Source organism: Rhodococcus sp. P4_B6 (assembly GCF_056402215.1).
The window spans coordinates 13,249-29,411 of sequence record NZ_JBFUHV010000027.1 but is presented as its reverse complement, the minus strand read 5'-3'; the positions used below and the strand labels follow the sequence as shown (position 1 = coordinate 29,411).

At 67.1% G+C, this 16,163-nt stretch carries 16 protein-coding genes; 11 read left to right on the top strand and 5 right to left on the bottom strand.

Annotated elements, in window-relative coordinates; all coding sequences use genetic code 11:
* Nucleotides 1-19: 19 nt before the first annotated feature.
* Entirely contained in the window at nt 20-766 is a 747-nt protein-coding gene (locus tag AC1DWT_RS15835; protein ID WP_206014022.1) for a glycoside hydrolase family 25 protein, read from the top strand.
* Nucleotides 767-775: 9 nt separating this feature from the next.
* Here AC1DWT_RS15835 and AC1DWT_RS15830 read toward each other — a convergent pair whose 3' ends face one another.
* The 3 genes from AC1DWT_RS15830 to AC1DWT_RS15820 all read right to left on the bottom strand — a co-directional run bounded on the left by AC1DWT_RS15830 (nt 776) and on the right by AC1DWT_RS15820 (nt 3,336).
* Complete coding sequence (locus tag AC1DWT_RS15830) at nt 776-2,038, bottom strand: hypothetical protein (RefSeq protein WP_206014021.1); 1,263 nt, start codon at nt 2,036-2,038, stop codon at nt 776-778.
* A gap of 107 nt (nt 2,039-2,145) precedes the next feature.
* A complete protein-coding gene (locus AC1DWT_RS15825; protein WP_206014020.1) occupies nt 2,146-2,466 on the bottom strand; it encodes a nucleoside triphosphate pyrophosphohydrolase family protein in 321 nt (106 codons plus the stop codon).
* Nucleotides 2,467-2,556: 90 nt separating this feature from the next.
* Nucleotides 2,557-3,336: a DUF899 family protein gene (locus AC1DWT_RS15820; RefSeq protein ID WP_477921302.1), complete on the bottom strand. Its 780-nt coding sequence runs from the start codon at nt 3,334-3,336 to the stop codon at nt 2,557-2,559.
* Nucleotides 3,337-3,762: 426 nt separating this feature from the next.
* On the opposite strand from AC1DWT_RS15820, the gene helR reads away from it, so the two are divergent.
* The 3 genes from helR to AC1DWT_RS15805 all read left to right on the top strand — a co-directional run bounded on the left by helR (nt 3,763) and on the right by AC1DWT_RS15805 (nt 7,343).
* Complete coding sequence (gene helR / locus AC1DWT_RS15815; RefSeq protein WP_206014019.1) at nt 3,763-5,901, top strand: RNA polymerase recycling motor ATPase HelR; 2,139 nt, start codon at nt 3,763-3,765, stop codon at nt 5,899-5,901.
* Between the two features lie 124 nt (nt 5,902-6,025).
* On the top strand, nt 6,026-6,442 hold the full coding sequence (locus AC1DWT_RS15810; protein WP_477921300.1) for a hypothetical protein: 417 nt from the start codon (nt 6,026-6,028) through the stop codon (nt 6,440-6,442).
* Nucleotides 6,443-6,563: 121 nt separating this feature from the next.
* Nucleotides 6,564-7,343 carry a DUF899 domain-containing protein gene (locus tag AC1DWT_RS15805; RefSeq protein ID WP_072945061.1) on the top strand — a complete coding sequence of 260 codons (780 nt, stop codon included), beginning with the start codon at nt 6,564-6,566 and terminating at the stop codon, nt 7,341-7,343.
* Nucleotides 7,344-7,352: 9 nt separating this feature from the next.
* On the opposite strand, the gene AC1DWT_RS15800 is transcribed toward AC1DWT_RS15805, so the two are convergent.
* Nucleotides 7,353-7,775 carry a hypothetical protein gene (locus tag AC1DWT_RS15800; protein WP_072945063.1) on the bottom strand — a complete coding sequence of 141 codons (423 nt, stop codon included), beginning with the start codon at nt 7,773-7,775 and terminating at the stop codon, nt 7,353-7,355.
* 51 nt (nt 7,776-7,826) lie between these two features.
* The gene (locus AC1DWT_RS15795) at nt 7,827-8,417 is read right to left on the bottom strand and encodes a DUF2867 domain-containing protein (RefSeq protein ID WP_095861483.1); all 591 of its coding nucleotides are present in this window, start codon (nt 8,415-8,417) and stop codon (nt 7,827-7,829) included.
* Here AC1DWT_RS15795 and AC1DWT_RS15790 point away from each other — a divergent pair.
* The 7 genes from AC1DWT_RS15790 (at nt 8,395) to AC1DWT_RS15760 (ending at nt 16,158) form a co-directional block, all read left to right on the top strand.
* Complete coding sequence (locus AC1DWT_RS15790) at nt 8,395-9,051, top strand: TetR/AcrR family transcriptional regulator (protein WP_095861484.1); 657 nt, start codon at nt 8,395-8,397, stop codon at nt 9,049-9,051. The two genes, AC1DWT_RS15795 and AC1DWT_RS15790, sit on opposite strands and share 23 nt — an antisense overlap.
* A 178-nt stretch (nt 9,052-9,229) precedes the next feature.
* Entirely contained in the window at nt 9,230-10,204 is a 975-nt protein-coding gene (locus AC1DWT_RS15785; protein WP_206014018.1) for a LysR family transcriptional regulator, read from the top strand.
* Between the two features lie 236 nt (nt 10,205-10,440).
* Entirely contained in the window at nt 10,441-11,157 is a 717-nt protein-coding gene (locus AC1DWT_RS15780; RefSeq protein WP_206014017.1) for an SDR family NAD(P)-dependent oxidoreductase, read from the top strand.
* Between the two features lie 28 nt (nt 11,158-11,185).
* Nucleotides 11,186-12,481 carry a flavin-containing monooxygenase gene (locus AC1DWT_RS15775; RefSeq protein ID WP_206014016.1) on the top strand — a complete coding sequence of 432 codons (1,296 nt, stop codon included), beginning with the start codon at nt 11,186-11,188 and terminating at the stop codon, nt 12,479-12,481.
* Nucleotides 12,482-12,545: 64 nt separating this feature from the next.
* Nucleotides 12,546-13,943 carry an MFS transporter gene (locus AC1DWT_RS15770; protein WP_072945071.1) on the top strand — a complete coding sequence of 466 codons (1,398 nt, stop codon included), beginning with the start codon at nt 12,546-12,548 and terminating at the stop codon, nt 13,941-13,943.
* 39 nt (nt 13,944-13,982) lie between these two features.
* Nucleotides 13,983-15,362 carry an NADP-specific glutamate dehydrogenase gene (gdhA, locus tag AC1DWT_RS15765; RefSeq protein WP_206014015.1) on the top strand — a complete coding sequence of 460 codons (1,380 nt, stop codon included), beginning with the start codon at nt 13,983-13,985 and terminating at the stop codon, nt 15,360-15,362.
* Between the two features lie 34 nt (nt 15,363-15,396).
* Nucleotides 15,397-16,158, top strand: a complete 762-nt coding sequence (locus AC1DWT_RS15760) for an SDR family NAD(P)-dependent oxidoreductase (protein WP_206014014.1) — start codon at nt 15,397-15,399, stop codon at nt 16,156-16,158.
* Nucleotides 16,159-16,163: the final 5 nt, after the last annotated feature.

The following is a 16,163-nucleotide window of genomic DNA, read 5'->3' as shown; positions in this document are numbered from 1 at the left end:
AACCACTACCCTCGGGCGCATGGCTATCGGGGTGAAGGTCCGAAGGTTCTCCAAGATCGCACCGCTACTGCTCGCCGGTGCACTCGCGGCCGCGGTGCCGGGGCATGCCGCAGCCGAACCCGTCCGAGGTCCGGACGTGGCGTCGTGGCAACACCCGGGCGGGTCGCCGATCGACTGGTTCTCCGTCCGCAACGCAGGCCACGACTTCGCGATGGTCAAGGCCACCGAGAGCCTCAACTACGTCAATCCGTACTTCGTCCAGGACTGCCTCGCCATGCGCGTCGCCGGGGTCGCCCGCGGCGCCTACCACTACGCGGACCCCACCCAGTCTCCCGAAGCGCAGGCCGCCTTCTACTCGACGGTGGTCCTGGGTATCAACGGTCCGGGTGACATGCCCCCGGTCCTCGACCTCGAGCACTCCGCCGGGCTGCCGCCCGCCGCGCTGATCGACTGGACGCACCGCTACCTCAACACGGTCCAATCGCTCACCGGCCGTCAGCCGATCATCTACACGTACCCGACCTTCTGGCGGACGGCGATGGCGAACACCAACGAGTTCGCCGGATACCCCCTGTGGATCGCCGACTACAACGGTCAGAACACGCCCGGCCCCCTCCCCGGCGGCTGGAGCAACTGGACGTTCTGGCAGTACACCAGCACCGGTCGCATCCCCGGCGTCAACGGCGACGTCGACCTCAACGTCTACAGCGGGGCGCAGGGCGACTTCGCGCGGTACTCCAACAGCGCGTCCCCCTTCGGTAGCTGACGGGCGCGATCAGCGGCAGGCCGGATTTCCGGGGAACGGGGTAACGCCCGCGCGGCAGCCGACGTCGGTCACGGCGGTCAGCCGCTCGACCGGTTCGCGGATCTCGAGCGCCGGCAGGAGGCCGTCGTTCAGGAGGGCGTTCTTCGTCGCGGGTGCCGTGGCGCGCGCATCCAGCGTTCCGCGTGCTCGCGCGAAGTTGACGAGTTCGTCGTACACCATCGACAACGCAGCCTCGGTCGTCTGGTCTTCCGGGTTCAGGCCGGCGAAGTCCACACCCGTCTCGTATTCGTGGCGGACCGCGTGCGGACCCTGGTCGCAGGTAGGCTGATTCAGGTCGATGCGGAAGTCCTGCCCGGCAGGGCCCGGCGGGGTGATCGTGCCGGCGTCGGTGCACACGTGGTGCGAGATGCGGTCACCGAGAGCGTGAAGGTAGATGCCGGTCCGGGCGTTCCAGGAATTCTCGCCGATCCACGAGTCGAACTGTGACGACAGGACGTTATCGGTGATGACCTGCTGCCCGGTCATGTTGGTGAACGGGATGGCGGCCGGCGTCTCGAGGCTGTACGTGCCGTTGATCGGGACCGGGTTCGCGTCTCCGTAACACGTTGCGCCCGTACCGTAATCGCCGCTGGCCGACGGGTTCGTGAAACCTCCCGTGCACAACGGCGCGTTGCTTCCCGGACCGGCCATGGCCCACGTCCGCAGGTGCGTGAGCATGATCTCGTGCCGCGGATCGTCGACGTTCGGTTGTAACCCGTTGGGCAGCGGATCCGCCGGCCCGCGCAACGTGGGCAGGAAGTGGAAGAGGAACCCGCCGGTGTCGAAGTGCGTGCGCACCAGGCCGCTGATGTCCTTGGTGGTCAGCGCGTCGGCGCCGGGGGCAGGCCGGCCGAAGATGTCGCGTGGGACGAACGTGCCGAGGTCGGTCGCCTCGTCGTACGCCGCGATCCAGTACGCATCTTGTTCGGAGAAGCCGACAGTGCGGGCGATGATGTACGTCGAGTCCGAGTGCACGAGACTCCGTCCGCCGAGCGGGCGGCGCAACGTGAACCCGTAGCGGAGGAACGCCTCGGCGCCGCAGATCGGCGAGTTGGGATCGTCGAGTAGACATTCGGGGGGCAGTGGCGCGCAATTGTGCGGCGGGGCACCGTCCTCGGTGTAGCAAATATCCTCGGCAAATCCGTACACCGGTGGCGGTGACACGACGAAAGCGGCCGCGGTGAGCGTCATTGCCACGAGGGTTCCACCGGCTCTTCGAGCGAATCTTCTCATCGAGGTGCACCTTTCGGTGAGGACGAGTATTCCCACATTAACACCGGGGAATACGCGCGCGGACCGGATTCGACGCGGGGTCGAAATCATCACCACCCGTGAAAGTTTCAGGACCCGATTCCACGTTCCGCCCACACCAGCCATTTGTCGTTCACTGCACTCGTCAGGTCGATGTCGTGAAAGCGGGCGAGCAGCAAGGTCTGGCAGAACACGTCGGCGACTTCGCGCCGGAAAGCCTCGTCCAGTTCTTCCGGTGATCGTCCTTTCTCCCGTGCCTGGCCTGTCATCATCAGAAAGGCCTGGGTCAGCTCGCCGACCTCTTCCTGCAACTTCAGAAGGAACCACGTTGCATCACGCTCGATGCCGAACCTCGCGGCATACACCTGTGAGACGTGCTCGACTTCGTCGGAGAGTTGGGTCAGATCCACGTTCTCAGTGGATCAAGTGTTCGAGTTCGCGTCGAGAGTTCCGCTTGCCGTGATCGATACCGTCGCTCGGACGGCTCGGTCCAGCGCGCGTCAGTGGTGGCCGTTCCGGCCGAGGGTCTCGACGGGGGTCGCGCCGGGGCGGGTCCACTGCGGTACGGGACGGCTGGTCGGGCCCCAGGTGGCGTTCCCGTCCGCGTCCGAACGCCAGGACCAGCACGCGTTCCTGCCCTCGGGCCAGCCCTCGGGGTTGTCTTCCCACGCCTCGCCGCGGCCGTAGGGCGTCATGTCGAGCAGGCCGAGGGAGCTGTTGATCCGCTCGTTGCCGCGGCCCGTCGTGGAGTAGGTGAGGAACACGCGGTCGCCGTCCCGCAGGTAGGACGTGAGGGAACCCATGCTGTCGCCGACCGGCGCGTCCAGGTCGCGCACCGAATACCACGGTTCGGTGTAGCCCATGAACTCGACGTAGGGGGCCACCTCGTCCCACCGGCCCGTGGTCAGGACGGCGTACGAGACGCCGCGGGCGTTGAGGTACGCGGCGTCCTTCACGTGCCACGCCGTGGTGGTGCAGCCTTCGCACTGCCCCTGGTGGGGCGCGCCGTCGTGCCACATGTGCTTGTAGACGACGAGTTCGTCGCGGCCCTGGAACAGGTCCAGGAACGGTACCGGGCCGCCCGGTCCGACGACCTCGACGGTCCCGTCGAACTCCACCATCGGCAGCCGGCGCCGGGCCGCGGCGAGGGCGTCGCCCTCACGGGTGTAGGCCTTCTCGCGGACCATGAGTTCGTCGCGGGCGGCCTGCCAGGTGGCTCGGTYGACGACGGGCGGACGTCCGGGCAGCGCGGCGGTCGGGTCGTTCGGCGTGGTCGTCATGGTGTCCTCCGTGGTGTCTCGTGCCGGGCAGAGTCGTGCGGCGTCCCAAGCCGGTCACGAGTACGGACTCGCGATCCGGCCGAAACTCATCGCGACGCTGACGAACATCGTCAAATGTACTGACGGTCTACCTGATTCGACTTCCGAACGCGAGTATGCGCGTCTCGAATATTCGGGCGGACCTTGCCCGCGTCGAATCGACGGGGGTTTACTGCGCAAAGGGGTTTGACGGTCCGAATCGGACGAGGGGAGGAATGAGTGCAACTCTCTTCCACTTTCAATATATAGCGCACCCCGGGGCTTGCGGCAAGGCCCGGGTGGTGTCGCAGAATTACCGGCCTGACCCGGAACCTGCCGAAATGGGAGTCGTGAGTGCGCGCCGAAAATCTGAATCCACAACACCCACGACAGATCGGAGTTGTTGACGTGAGACCCCTTACTGCCGGCGCTTTCGACCTTCCCGACCACCTCGCGCCCAAGGCCGACCCGGCGCTGATCGCCGGCGACGAGCGGCACTTCGCGGCGATCGAGGAGAGCCTCGAGCAGTCCATCGCCGATCTGTCCCGCCGTATCGATTCCGAGCGCAAGGCGCCCCGACGCCTCGGTCAGGAGGCGATGGAGCGGGACATGATGGTTCACGACCTGAGCGCTCAGCTGCGCGCCCTGCGCCGATTCGGCCTGGACCTGTGCCTCGGGCACATCGTCGGTGCCGACGACTCCGAGCCCGTGTACATCGGACGCCTCGGCCTCATGGACAGCGCGGGCAATCAGCTGCTGGTCGACTGGCGGTCCCCAGCGGCCGAGCCGTTTTTCGGCGCGACCCACGCCAACCCGATGGGCCTGGCCAGCCGACGCAGATACCGCTGGGCCCGCGGCCGGATCAGCGACTACTGGGACGAGGTCTTCACTCCGGACGGGTTCGACGGGAACGCCGCGCTCGACGACCAGTCCGCGTTCATCGCCAGCCTGGGCAGCAACCGGTCGGCCCGGATGCGTGACGTGCTCGGTACCATCGCGGCCGATCAGGACGCGATCATCCGCGCGGGATCCGGCGGCGCCCTCGTCGTCGACGGCGGTCCGGGTACGGGCAAGACCGTCGTTGCGCTGCACCGCGCCGCGTACCTGCTGTATTCCGATCCCCGGCTCCGTCACGGCGTGCTGTTCGTCGGCCCGCACGAGCCCTACCTGGCGTATGTCGCCGACGTGCTGCCCAGTCTCGGAGAGGAGGGCGTGCAGCTCTGCACGCTGCGGGACCTCGTCACCGAGGGTGCCACCGCCCGGGTCGAGCAGGATCCGGAGGTGGCGCGGCTGAAGTCGTCGGCAGATCTGGTGAAGGCGATCGACGCGGCCGTGAAGTTCTACGAGGAGCCGCCTGCCAAGGGCATGACGGTCGCGACCGACTGGTCCGACATCTGGCTGAGCGCCGAAGATTGGGCCGAGGCGTTCGAAGCGCCGGAGCCCGGTACCCCGCACAACGAAGCGCGCGAACAGATCTGGGAGCTGCTGCTCACGATCCTGGTGGACAAGTACGACGGCGACGCTCCCGCGGCCCAGGTTCGGAAGTCGTTGCTGCAGAACGACGAACTGCGCGCAACCCTCGACAACGCGTGGACGATGATCGAGGCCGCCGATCTCGTCGGCGACCTGTGGTCGGTGCCCGCCTACCTGCGCAAGTGTGCGCCCTGGCTCAGCCCCGGCGAGGTTCGGGCACTGCAGCGCGCGGACGCCCAGAATTGGACGGTGTCCGATCTGCCGCTCCTCGACGCGGCACGGCAGCGGCTCGGGGACCCGGAGGCGTCGCTCCGGCAGCGCCGGTACAACGCCACCGTCGCCGCCGAACGCGCCCGGATGAGCACCGTCGTCGACGACCTGATCGCGGCCGATGACTCCGAGTTGCTCGTGATGTCGATGCTGCGCGGCCAGGACCTGCAGCAGTCCCTGGTCGACGAGACCGCTCTGCCCAGCGCCGACCCCGATCTGCTGGCGGGACCGTTCGCGCACGTCGTGGTGGACGAGGCCCAGGAACTCACGGACGCGGAGTGGCAGATGTTGCTGCTGCGCTGCCCGTCCCGCAGCTTCACCATCGTCGGCGACCGGGCCCAGGCCCGGCACGGGTTCACGGAGTCCTGGCGGGAACGTCTCGAGCGGATCGGGTTGGACCGGATCGACCTGGCCGCGCTGAGCATCAACTACCGGACGCCGGAAGAGGTGATGGCGGAAGCCGAACCGGTGATCCGGGCCGCGCTCCCGGACGCCAATGTGCCGACCTCCATCCGCAGCAGCGGCATTCCTGTCGTCCGCGGCCCGGTTTCGGATCTGCGCTCGATCCTGGACACCTGGCTGGCGTCGAACTCTGACGGGATCGCCTGCGTCATAGGCGATCCGACGTTCCAGGCAACCTCGCGCATCCGGTCGCTGTCGCCGCAGCTGTCGAAGGGGCTCGAGTTCGACCTCGTCGTGCTCGTCGACCCGGAGTCGTTCGGCGAGGGCATCGAGGGTGCCGTCGACCGCTACGTCGCCATGACCCGGGCCACCCAGCGACTCGTCATCCTCACGAGCTCCTGACGTCGCCGCGGTGGTTTCGTTTAGAGAAGCGAACCACCAGTGACAATCCCGAGGCCGCCGACAAGGATGAGAACCAACCGGTCGTGTTCGAAGGCGGGCAATTCTGGGAAGTGGGAGTGGAGAAATGGCTGACTACAACAGCGTTGTTTCGTTGTCCCGTGAGGAATTCGAGCAGTCGGGGCCGAGCCAGGCGGAACTCGACGACGAAACCAAGTCGACGAAATCCGATGCAGTCGACATAGCGAAGATGGAGCGGCTCCTGGACTTGCGGCCGGGCATGCTCGCCGGTGACGAGTACTACCTCGAAAGACTGTCCTGTCAAAGTTGCGGACGGCTGCTGACCATGTACGACTTCGTCTTCACCGGCCTGGTGGACGCGAGCCACTCGAAGTCGCTCATCGTGCATACGTTCGTCGKAAACAAATTGGTGGTGAACGAGCCGCGGCGCATCAGGTGTTCGGCGTGTGGTGAAATCGCTCGGCACAGTCCTTGGTACCGGATGCCACAAAGTTACGGGTGTAGACCGGCCCATTTCGAATAGGACCCGCGCGAGTTCGCGTCGACGCGAATTATTCGTGAGGCGAGGTAGCGCGCGCGGTCGGGGAGCCATCGCAGAGAGTCTCTTGCGAGGATTACAGGTGCCCTTCGAGAGGAGACGAACGATGACAGCGTCCGATCCACAGGTCACCACCCGCGAGCAATGGCTCGTCGCGCGGCGCGAGTTACTTGCACAGGAGAAGGAGCTGACCCGCCACCGCGACCGGGTCAACGCCGCCAGGCGTGCGCTACCGATGGTCGAGATCACCGAGAACTACGAGTTCGACGGTCCCGGGGGCAGGGCCCGGCTCGTCGACCTGTTCGACGGCCGCGGCCAACTCCTGATCTACCACTTCATGTTCGAACCCGACGCCGACGAGGGATGCCCGTCCTGCACGTTCACGATGGACAACGTCGGCGACCTCCACCACCTCTACGCCCGGGACACCTCGTTCGCGGCCGTGTCCCGCGCACCCCTGCACAAGCTCGAGCAGTACCGGCAGCGCATGGGCTGGACCATCCCCTGGTACTCCTCGCTCGGGAGCAACTTCAACTACGACTTCCATGTGACTATCGACGCGTCGGTCGCGCCGGTCGAATACAACTACAAGGACGAGGCGGAACTCGAGCGCATGGACCCGGCGTGGAAGGGCTGGTCGGGCGAGGAGCACGGCGTCAGTGCCTTCCTCCGCCAGGGTGAGCGCGTCTTCCACACCTACTCCGGCTACGCGCGCTCCACCGACATGCTCGTCGGCACCTATCACTGGCTCGACCTCACCGCGCGCGGTCGTCAGGAGGACTGGGAACCGGAACCGCGCCGCGGCGACGACCCGTTCATGAGCTGGCTGCGCCGCCACGACGAATACGAACCGGACGCGATTTCAGGAGAGAAGACCCCCGACTGACCGCGCGATCTACATCAGTTCGTAGCCCGTCGCCTGCAGCTCCAGATAGTCGCGCACCAGCAGGTGAGAACCGGGCGTGGACACTGCCGTCCACGGAATGTGCTTGGGCAGTTGCAGTGCCAGCGATTCGGGTACCGCTTCGCGGCACCTGATGCCAGCCCGGGTTCGCGGCGTCAGCGAGTTCCACCACGAGTCGAGGACGCACCGGCATTGGGCGAGGTACTCCGAGAGCGGCCCCTGGAGCATCGCCATCTGCGGAACCGGATCGGGTCCACCGGTGATGCCCACGACGCACGCGTGCCCGCACACGGCCATCACCTGCCCGATGAACTGCGGCGGCATGATGCCTTCGGGGTCTCGCAGCAGGGCGAGGCGCGCGCCGGCGGAGAGCGCTTCATACGCCGTCACGGGGTCGATGGCCTCGTCACCCATGCCACGAAGGTACCCGGCTGGGGCCGTCTCCTATCGGGAACAGTGATTTGTTCACCTCGCGGCGTAGTCACGCCAGGCGCGTTCCCATTGCCGGGTCAGGGCCGGGTAGACGAGGAGATGCCGGAACGGTGCGATGGCGGCCATGTAGAGCCGCCCGAACCGGCCGTTGGGTTTGACGAGGACGGTCATCTGGAGCCCGTAGTCGCCGTCCGCTGCTTGCACCCAGCCGAGATGCATCACGGTGTGCACGGTGGTGTTCGCCAGTTCGCGGGCGGCCTCCGTGTCGAGTTCGTACACCGCTGTGAGCGGCATGCCCGCGTCGTCGGGGCCGCGGGGAGCGTCGCGGAGGTCGTCGGGCAGGCGGTCGCGGAGCGAGGCGACCCGTTCGCCGACGCCCGCCGACGGATCGTCCCAGCCGAACAGTTCGCCGAGCTTCCACCGGACGGCGAACAGGAATCTCACGACCCGGGGCTGTTTCCCGAGTCCGCCCTGGGCCCGCATCGCGGCGAGCATTGTGGGGAAGTCGTCCGGACCGGCTCCCGGAGTGCGATACGACCACACGTCCTCGACGTCGAAGTCGCTCGTGAATTCGTGGATGCGCCAGGGCTGCTCGGTGTACGTGGCCTCTGCTATTCGTGGCACTGTCGTCCCCGATCTATACGGTACCGTATATTTCATCTATACGGTACCGTACAAATTGACCGCGATCAATGGAGGTGGACCGATTCCCGCCGTCGCCCGCACCACACGAGCCCGCTGGATAGAGGCCGGGCTCGACGCCCTCGCGCGAGGCGGACCGGACGCCGTCCGCGTCGAGGCACTCGCCGCCGAACTCGGCGTCACGAAGGGCGGGTTCTACGGCTACTTCGACGGCAGGCCCGCGTTGCTCACGGAGATGCTCGACGAGTGGGAACGCCGCTGCACCAAGGCCGTCATCGCCCAGGCCGACGCCGAAGGCGGCGACGCGGCCGAGCGGATCCGGCGCGTGGGTCAACTCACCTACTCGGAGGACCTGCACCGGATCGACCTCGCGATCCGGGCCTGGGCGCACCACGACCGGTCCGTCGCGGCACGCCTGCAGCGCATCGACAACGAGCGGATGCAGTTCCTGCGCACGATGTTCGGCACCTTCGTCACCGACCCCGACGAGATCGAGGCGCGCAGCACCCTGATGTTCGGGCTCGCCATCGGCCGCCACTTCATCGTCGCCGACCACCCCGGGTACACCAAACGCGAAGCCATCCGGCTCGCCGGAGAATTCCTCTTACGCCCGTAGCCGGGAACACGCGGCTCGATCACCGTCATCGCGCATTCCTTCTCGACGTTCCGTATCGGTGGTTCCGGAGTGCGTCGAAGGTGTTGTGATGGCGCCGTTTCAGCGCGTCGACGCCGGCCGGTGTGCGGCATACTGGGACTCCAGACCAAGGAAGCTCCTATCGAGAAGGTTTCTGCCGATGTCCGAAGGGCCGACTCTGCGTCAGCTGCGGTACTTCCTGCGCTCGGTGGAGGCCGGATCCTTCTCGGCCGCAGCCGCGGCCGAGCACGTGGCCCAGCCGAGCCTGTCCGAGCAGATCCGACGGCTCGAGCGCAACATCGGCGCGCAATTGTTCACGAGGACGAACCGGACGCTACAGCTGACCGACGTCGGCCGAATGATCATTCCGCTGGCCCGGCAGACCGTGCGCAGTGCCGACGACCTCGCGGCCACCGCCCGCGAGGCCCGCACGCTGACTGGCGGCGAGGTCTCGTTCGGCACGTTCAGTAGCGCGCACCGTTACCTCCTCACACCGCTGATCACGGAGTTCCGGTCGCTGCACCCCCAGGTCAAGGTCAAGATCGTCGGGTTGAACTCGTCCGAGGTGGCGAACGCGGTCCGCAACGGCGATCTCGAGGCGGGACTCGTCCAGCTGCCGATCGACGAGACCCGCCTCGCCGTGAGCGACCCCGTTCTGGTGGACGAGGTGGTGTACGTGAGCGCCGACGCGAACCGAACGGGGCAGCCGATCTCCATCGAGGATCTGTCCCGGGCGACGCTCATCCTGTCGGAGGCCCGGTGGCAGGCCGACGACCCGCTTCGCCGCAGTATCGCGGCACGCGCCGAGGCGGCGTCGGTGGAGGTGGCGCCCACCATCGAGGTCGAATTCCAGTCGGCGGCCATGGAGCTTGCCGCCGACGGAATCGGTGACACCCTCGTCTCCTATCTCGTCGCCCGGTCGCACGAGAGCGCGAACAAGGTGACGTGGGTTGCGCTCGACCCGCCCTACGAGGAGCGTTTCGCGTTCGTCACCCACGCGAGCGGGAGCCTGTCCCCGGCGACCCGGCAGTTCATGTCCCTGGCCCACCGTCACATCTCCGCTCTGCAGAGTGTGGCCTCGGGGTGGAGCGGCCGACGGCCCACCCGGACGGCGGCGAGCGAGAACGGGCGCTGACACCGCCGCCCCTCCGCCCGTCGTGGCATCGCTGTGACACATCCCGCTCCCCGTGAAATACGGCAGTAACCTCGCCGATCCCAACGCTCAACATTCGCCGGTATCTATAGGTAAAACCTAGAACTGGCGCTGTGACTATGCCGTTTACGAGCCCCCAGGCGTCGCACAGACTGGGGAAACAGCAAGTCGAGTGTGGGCTGGAACACACCGGCGAAAGTCGATCGAAGGAGTTCACGATGGCAGGCCTGGGCGAAGTGAAGACAGCGGTCGTCACCGGTGCGGCGAGCGGGATGGGACGGAGCACGGCGGCCGCTCTGGTGAAGGAGGGGTGGGACGTCCTCGCCCTCGACCGCGTCGCGACGGAGTTCGAGGCGCCCGGTGCGACGGTGCGGACCGTCGAGGTCGACGTGACGTCGCGGGAGGCCGTCGGCCGCGCGATCGCCGATCACCTCGCGGACGGATCGAGGTCCCTGGAGCTGGTAGCCAACATTGCCGGCATCTACCCGCCCAGCACCCTCGAAAACTTCACCGAGGACCTGTACCGCACGGTGTTCGACGTCAACGTCCTCGGCGTGCTCAACGTCGCGGCCGAGGCGGTGACGCACATGCAGCGCGGCGCGATCGTCAACTTCGCGTCCGTCGACGCCTTCACGGTCTCGCCGGGACAGATGCTCTACGGCGCCTCGAAGGCAGCGGTGGTGATGATTACCAAGGAACTCGCACTGGAGCTGGCGCCGAAGGGAATTCGCGTCAACGCCATCGCGCCCGGCTGGGTCAACACACCCGGCAACGCGGCAACCGGCCGGATGGCCGCCGCGGCCGCAGGCATTCCGCTGGGCCGGGTGGCCGAACCCGAGGAAATCGCCCGCTGGGTGTCCATCCTCGCCGGCCCCGACGCCGCGTTCATGACCGGCGAAACCATCGTCCTCTCCGGCGGCGATGTCATCCGCTGACGTCCGATCCCTCTTCGAAAGGAACACCATGACTTCCTACTGTGTCATCGGCGCCGGCGCGGCCGGACTCTCGGCCCTGAACGTGCTGACCGAGCGTGGCTACCAGGTCGACTGTTACGAGAAGAGTGATCGCGTCGGCGGCCACTGGAACACCGACTACGACGCCCTGCACCTGATCACCTCCCGCGACATGACCCACTTCGAGGGCTTTCCGATGCCCGCGGAGTACCCGCACTTCCCGCGGCGCGACCAGATCCGCGACTACATCGCCTCCTACGCCCGTGCCCGGGGGCACGACAAGCGGATCTCGTTCGACACCGAGGTCCTGTCGGTCACCCCCGTGGACACCGACGGCCCCACCGGATCGGCGGGGTGGAACGTCACGACCACCAGCGGCGCCGGCACCTACGACGGCGTGCTGATCGCCAACGGACACCTGTGGGACCCCAAGGTGCCCCACGTTCCGGGCACCTTCGCGGGCAAGCAGATTCATTCCGGCAGCTACCGGAACGTCGGGGATATCGAAGGCAACCGTGTGCTCGTCGTGGGGGCCGGCAACTCCGGCTGCGACCTCGCCGTCGACGTCGCCCAGCACCGTCTCGAAGCCGACATCGTGGTGCGGCACGGTTCGTACTTCCAGCCGAAGATGTACTTCGGCCGCCCGCGCCAGGAACTGCCGTTCATGGCCGAGTTCTCACCCTCCGAACAGGACCTGATCGCCCGGTTGCTCGCCCGGGTGTCGATCGGCGAGAACGCCGACTACCCCGGGATGCCGGTCCCGAAGCACCGCACGCTCGCGGACGGTGCCACCGTCGTCAACGACCTTCTGCTGTACTGGATCCACCACGGCCGGGTCGGCGTCGTCGGCCACGACATCTCCCGATTCGACGGCAACACCGTCCACTTCGCGGACGGCACGGCGAGGGAGTACGACACCATCCTGTGGGCCACCGGGTTCCACCCGAGCGTGCCGTTCGTCGACGACGCCCTCATCGCCCGCCGCAACCAGCGACCGCTTCGCTACGCCGGCGGCATCATCCCGCAGGGCCTCGAAAAGCTGTACTACATCGGAATGGCCGCGCCGCGCGGCCCGCAGATCCCCGTCTACGGCCGGCAGTCCGAGATCGCCGAACGCATGATCACCCTGCACGAGCAGGCCGGGCCGGGTGGCGCCGACGTCGCCGCCTACGTCGCGCGACTGCAGGAGGCCGAAGACCGCATCGACATCCCCCGCGACATCTGGAACGACCAGATCGCCGACACCGAACGGCTTCTCGACGCCTACGCCGCGACAGTCGGCGACGCCGCCCGCATCGGCAAGTGACCGTCGCGACCGCGCATCCCGACGCTGTGCCAACCCCCTGACCTCCCCTCCCCGAGGACACACCATGACCACTCATCTCATCGACGACAGTCCGCTGACGCGATACCACAAGAAGCTGATCGTCGCCTGTTCCGGTGGCCCGTTCCTGGACGGCTACCTACTCAGTATCGTCGGCGTCGCCCTCGCGGGTGCGAGCGCCGACCTCGACCTGGACGCGAGCACGCTCGGATTCGCCGGCGCGGTCTCGCTTGTCGGATTGTTCTTCGGAAGCTTGATCTTCGGCCCCGTCACCGACCGGATCGGCCGACGGGTGATGTACACCGCCGACCTGCTGGTGATGATCCTCGCCTCCGTGGCCTGCCTGTGGATCGAAACCGGGTGGCAGCTCATCGCCCTGCGGTTCGTCATCGGCGCAGCGGTGGGTGCCGACTATCCGATCGCGACATCTCTTCTGACCGAGTGGATTCCGAAGAAGTCCCGCGGCGCGATCATCGGCCTGCTGTCGGTGGTCTGGTTGGTCGGTGCGGTGGTCGCCTACCTCGTCGGCTTCGCGCTGACGAGCGTGTACGGACCGGAGTCGTGGCGGTGGATGCTGGCGAGCGGCGCGGTGTTCGGCGTCATCGTCCTGCTCCTGCGCATGGGTGCCCACGAGTCGCCCCGTTGGCTGGTCGCGAAGGGCCGACTCGAGGAGGCGCGCGAACACGTGTCGGACGTGCTCGGCCGCAATGTCACCCTCGAGGAGATCGCGACCCTGGCCGCCGACGAAGATTCCCCCGGCCCGGGCCGGTTCACCGAACTGCTGCGCGGCGACTACCTGCGACGCGTCGTATTCTGCGGACTGTTCTGGATGTGCTTCGCGATCCCGCAGTTCGCGCTGTTCACCTACGGGCCGATCATTCTCTCGCACATGGGTTTCAGTGGAAACGGTGCCTCGGAAACTCTCGGTCAGATCATCCTGAATCTGGGCTTCGTTCTCGGTGCACTTCCCGGGATGCGATGGGTCGAGACGCGGGGACGGCGGCCCCTGATCCTCGGTAGCTTCTTCTTCGGCGCCCTCGCGCTCGTGCCGTTGGGCGTGTGGCCCGGTGCCCCCTCCTGGTTCGTCATGGTGTTCTTCTTCCTGTTCACCCTGATCAACAGCGCCGGAAACATCCTGGTGTTCATCTACCCGAACGAGTTGTTCCCCACCCAGATCCGTGCCAGCGCGGTCGGGCTGGCGACCGCGATCAGTCGCGTCGGTGCAGCGGCCGGGACCTTCCTGGTGCCGGTGTCGCTGGACACGCTGGGCACGGGCACCACCATGCTCATCGGAGCCGCAATCACCCTCCTCGGCTTCGTCATCAGCTTCTTCTGGGCCGAGGAGACCCGCAACCAGTCGCTGGCCTCGGCGGCGCAGACCACCGCGACCCCTGCGGACCTCCCCACCGGCACCACCCTCACCGGCCCGAACGGCGCCTCGTAGAACCCGACCCCCTATCGACACTTCGTTGCGGAGGAAGCAATGACACTCCTGGACACCGACACTCTCCCTTCCACCGATCACGTTTCCGTGGTTCTCCGTAGCGTTCGTCATCGCAGCCCCGGGGAATCGGTCTTCCATCAGGCGGTGGAGGAAGTCCTCGCCGCCCTCGGACCGGTCCTGGACCGGCATCCCGAGTACGTCGAGGCGCGGATCCTCGAACGGCTCTGCGAACCCGAACGCCAGGTGATGTTCCGCGTTCCGTGGGTCGACGACACCGGACAGGTACAGGTCAACCGCGGATACCGGGTCGAATTCAACAGCGCCCTCGGGCCGTTCAAGGGTGGACTCCGCTTCCACCCGACCGTCGACCTCGGAGTCATCCGGTTCCTCGGCTTCGAGCAGATCTTCAAGAACGCCTTGACCGGGCAGGGCATCGGCGCCGGTAAGGGTGGCAGCGACTTCGACCCGGCCGGGCGCAGCGACGCCGAGATCATGCGGTTCTGCCAGTCGTTCGTCACCGAGCTCTACCGCCACCTGGGCGAGCACACCGACGTGCCGGCCGGCGACATCGGCGTCGGTGTCCGGGAACTCGGCTACATGTTCGGACAGTACAAGCGCATCGTGAACCGTTTCGAAGCCGGCGTGCTCACCGGGAAGGGCGTCGGGTGGGCCGGATCCCATGCGCGGACCGAAGCCACCGGGTACGGGGCCGTGTACTTCCTGCGCGAGATGCTGGCCACCCGCGGCGGGACGCTCGAAGGCCGCCGCGCGGTGGTCTCGGGTTCGGGCAACGTGGCGATCTACGCGATCGAGAAGGCCCATGCACTCGGGGCCACCGTGATCGCCTGCTCCGATTCGGGCGGCTTCGTCGTCGACGACGCCGGCATCGATGTGGACCTGCTCAAGGACGTCAAGGACGTCAAGGAGGTCCGGCGGGCCCGGCTGTCCGCGTATGCCGCCGAACGCCGGTCCGCCACCTACGTCACGACCGGTTCCGTCTTCGACCTGCCCTGCGATGTCGCCCTTCCGTGTGCCACCCAGAACGAACTCGGCGAACAGCACGCAACCGCCTTGATTCGCAACGGAGTTCAGGCCGTCTCCGAGGGTGCGAACATGCCGTGCACCCCGGGGGCGGTCGCACTGTTCCGCGACGCCGGCGTCCTCTTCGGTCCCGGCAAGGCGGCGAACGCCGGGGGTGTGGCCACCTCCGCCCTGGAGATGCAGCAGAACGCCGCCCGGACGTCGTGGACGTGGGCGGAAACCGAGAGCCGCCTCGAAAACATCATGCGGGACATCCACGATCACACCCGGGCCACCGCGGCCACCTACACCGACGACGCAGACAATTACGTCGCCGGCGCCGCCATCGGCGGATTCATCCGTGTCGCCGACGCCATGCTCGCGCAAGGAGTCGTGTGATCCGTCCCCGACCCCACCACCGAAAGGACTTTTCGTGCCTACCTCCGGCAATGGAATTTCCCACCGTCTCACGAACCGCGTCGCACTCGTCACCGGCGGTGCGCGAGGTCAAGGCGCCGCCCACGCCTACAGGCTGGCCGGTGAAGGTGCCGTCGTCTTCCTCGCCGACGTCCTCGACGACGACGGAGCCCGCACCGCCGAAGAACTCCGAGCCAAGGGCCTCGACGCAACCTACCTGCACCTCGACGTCTCCACGCCCGACGACTGGGACGCCGCCTATCGGCTGCTCGATGCGAAGCACGGCCGGCTCGACATTCTGGTCAACAACGCGGGGATCGTCGACGTCACCCCGCTCGAAGACCTCGGCCTCGACGTGTGGAACCGGGTGCTCTCGGTCAATCTCACCGGCGCCTTCCTGGGGTTGAGGACCCTGATCCCGCTCCTGCGCAAAGGAACCGGGAGCGCAGTGGTCAATACTTCCTCGATCTTCGGCCCGTCCGGCGCCATCGGCTATGCCGCCTACGCCGCCAGCAAGGCCGGCATGCTCGGGCTGACCCGTACCGCGGCACTCGAGCTCGCTCCGGACGGCATCCGGGTCAACGCCCTCGTCCCCGTCGGTGTCAGCACCCCGATCAACGCCCAGGAGCCCGACGGCGGGGTCGTGCCGGAAACGCCCCTCGGTCGACGCGCCGATCCCACCGAACTCGCCGCGGCCGTCGCCTACCTCGTCAGCGACGATGCCAGCTTCGTCACCGGCTCCGAACTGGTCGTCGACGGCGGGTTCAGCACCCGCTGACCCCA